Annotated in this window: 4 protein-coding genes; all 4 read right to left on the reverse strand. The window is 65.9% G+C overall.

The window, feature by feature from the left end:
* Positions 1-952: DUF6596 domain-containing protein (locus tag EN935_RS29525; RefSeq protein ID WP_127373898.1), on the reverse strand; the 952-nt coding region annotated here is incomplete at its 3' end.
* Positions 949-1,314 carry a YciI family protein gene (locus EN935_RS29530; RefSeq protein ID WP_127264677.1) on the reverse strand — a complete coding sequence of 122 codons (366 nt, stop codon included), beginning with the start codon at positions 1,312-1,314 and terminating at the stop codon, positions 949-951. The genes EN935_RS29530 and EN935_RS29525, both read right to left, overlap by 4 nt.
* A 46-nt stretch (positions 1,315-1,360) precedes the next feature.
* Entirely contained in the window at positions 1,361-2,074 is a 714-nt protein-coding gene (locus EN935_RS29535; RefSeq protein WP_127264676.1) for a DUF1428 domain-containing protein, read from the reverse strand.
* Between the two features lie 141 nt (positions 2,075-2,215).
* On the reverse strand, positions 2,216-2,869 hold a 654-nt coding region (locus tag EN935_RS29540; protein ID WP_127373899.1), incomplete at its 5' end, for a small ribosomal subunit Rsm22 family protein.

Here is a 2,869-nt window from a genome sequence, read left to right on the forward strand (position 1 = left end):
CGTAGAGCGCGACGATCTGTGCCCAGTCGGTCTCAGTCGTGCCTGCCGCCTCGGCGTGGACGGAAGCAATCGCCGCTTGCAGGATGTAAGGTCCGATGCGGCGCGAGGCGATCGCCCGGCCGATCAGGCTGTCGGCCTCGGCGATCAGCGCACGGTCCCACAGGGCGCGTTCCTGGTCCTCCAGCAGCACGAGATCGCCGTTGACATCGACTCGCGTTGCGCGCCGCGCCTCGTGCAGCAGCATCAGGGCCAGCAGCCCTTGCACCTCCGGCTGGTCGAGCAGCTCGACCATCAGCCGGCCGAGCCGGATCGCCTCGGCGCACAGATCGGCCCGCGTCAGGTTTGGCCCCTCGGTTGCCGCGTACCCCTCGTTGAAGATCAGGTAGATCACCTGCAGCGCACTCTCGAGCCGCGCCGGCAGGTCGTCGCGATCGGGCACTTCGTAGGGAATCGCCTCGTCCCGGATCTTCGCCTTGGCCCGCACGATGCGTTGGGCGATGGTCGGTGCCGGCGTCAGATAGGCGCGGGCGATCTCTTCGGTGGTCAAACCACCCACTTCGCGCAGAGTCAGGGCAATGCGTGCATCCGGCGTCAGCACTGGGTGGCAGCAGACGAAAATGAGCCGCAATTCATCGTCCTGGATGTCTTCCGGCATGGCTGGTTCCGGCGTCGGCTCGGCCAAAGCCGTGAGCTCGGGCAGGGCCCCGGTCAGCCGCGCATCCCGGCGCCAGCGGTCGATGGTCCTGAAGCGCCCGGCCGAGACCAGCCAGGAATAGGGATTGGCCGGCACACCCTGGCGCGGCCATTGTTCGGCGGCAGCAGTGAAGGCCTCGTGCAAGGCCTCCTCCGCCGCGTCGAAACCGCCGAGCAGGCGGATCAACGTCGCCAGCACGCGCCGCGCCTCGGTGCGGTAGGCCGCCTCCAGGGCGTCGCGCGGGCCGGCGGTGCTCACAGGACCGGCGGCGGCTGGCTGAAGTCGACGACCGGGCGGACTTCGACGAAGCCGATCGTTGCCAGCGGATGGCCGCTCGCCACCCGCACCGCCTCGTTGAGATCACGGGCTTCGATGACGATGATGCCGCCCAGGATTTCCTTGGTCTCCATGAACGGACCGTCGACGGACGACATCTTGCCGTCGCGGACCTGCACGGTCATCGCCTCGTCCGGCAGCACCAGGGCCTCGGCGGTAACGAAATGGCCGCTCGCCTTGAGCACTTCGTCATATCCGGCGCACTCGGCCAGCACGGCATTGGCCTCCGGGCTGCCGCCGAACAGCGTCTTGGGGTGATAGTAGATGAGACAGGCGTAACGCATGGTGGGTCTCCTTTTCCAGGATTGTCGAAAACGAGGGTTCTTGGGATCAGGCATCGAGGATCGGTGCGAAGCCGCCATGGACCCGGCGCTGATTGTCGTAGGGCATGGTGTCGGCATACATGCGCGGATCGGCAATCACCTTTTTCCAGGCGTCGTCGCGCACCTGCTTCGACGGCCATTCGACCCAGGCATAGACGACAACCTCGTCGCCCGTCGCTTTCACGGCGCCACGGTAGTCGGTGACCTCGCCGTCGGGAACATCGTCGCCCCACGCTTCCACGACGCGGGTTGCGCCATGTTCCTTGATCACCGCGGCCTGCTTCGCCGCCACGGCAAGGTAGGCTTGCTTGTTGGCGGCCGGCACCGGCACCAGCGAGCCATCGATATAGCCGGTCTTGCCGGTCGTGTTCAGGTCGATGAACGGCGTGAAGCCGCCAATGATCATGCGCTTGCCGTCAAAGGGCATGGACGCGCCGATCTCCGCCATGCGCGGATCGCTTATCATCGTCTGATAGGCTGCGTCCGCCGCCGCCTTGTCCGCATATTCGTGCCACGAAAAGGTGATGACTTCATCCGGCTTTGCCTTCACGGCTCCCTTGAAGTCGGTGATCTTGCCGCCGGGCACGTCGTCGCCCCATCCTTCGACCATGCGGGTGGTGCCGAACTCCTTCAGCACCGATGCCGCCTTGGCGACATGCTTGCGATAGGCTTCCTTGTTGGCGGCGGGCACCGCGGCGACAAATCCTGCGATATAGCTCATTGCGTTTCTCCTGTTGGCTGATGCCGTTTGACACTCTTGGCGTCTCGAAAGGTCCGAGAACGCCAATGGTCGAACGGCACGGCCTGGATTCGACATTGCTCCGAAATTTTTCTTCGGCGCGGGCGCAAACGCCACGGCTGCCTATTCGGAAGCCAGCCTGTCGCCCCAGTCCAACCGCCGGGCCAGCTTGAAGTCGGCGCCGTCGCGCTTGGTGAACAAGCGCTCGGCGGCGGTGCCGTCTTCCCTGCAAAGCTTGAGCAGAACCTTGCCGGAACCGGATTTCGGCGGCGCAAGAACCCGTGCCTGGTGCGAAGTGGGCCGCTCTCGGGACGCTGCGACATAGATGAACTTCTCGTCTTCCCACGGCACGTCGGCGTCCTTGGCCAGCCTGTGCAGGCGCGAGCGGGCGACGCGTCGGGAAAAATGGCACCAGTCGGGCGGGGCGAGCGGGCAGGGCGCCTGATGCGGGCAAGGCGCAAGCACATGTGCGCCCGCCTCGATCAGCTGCCGGCGCACGGCAAGGATGCGCTGCCAGCCGGCGGGCGTTCCCGGCTCGACGATCAGCAGCGTGTCGCCAGTGAGTTGCCAGAGCCGGCCGATGAGCTTCGGCAGTGATGCAGGAATGATCTCGTCCAGCACATAGGCGCAAGTGACCAGATCGGCCGGCTCGATGTCGGCAAGGTCGATGGTGGCATCACCCGCCAGCCATCTGGTCCGGGCGGCAATTGCGTCGCCGGCAAGTGTCTCGCCGACCTTGCGTACCGCCGCGCTCGCTTCCAGCAGCACCGCCTGTTC

It is taken from the genome of Mesorhizobium sp. M7D.F.Ca.US.004.03.1.1 (assembly GCF_003998635.1).
Classification (GTDB): Bacteria; Pseudomonadota; Alphaproteobacteria; order Rhizobiales; family Rhizobiaceae; genus Mesorhizobium; species Mesorhizobium loti.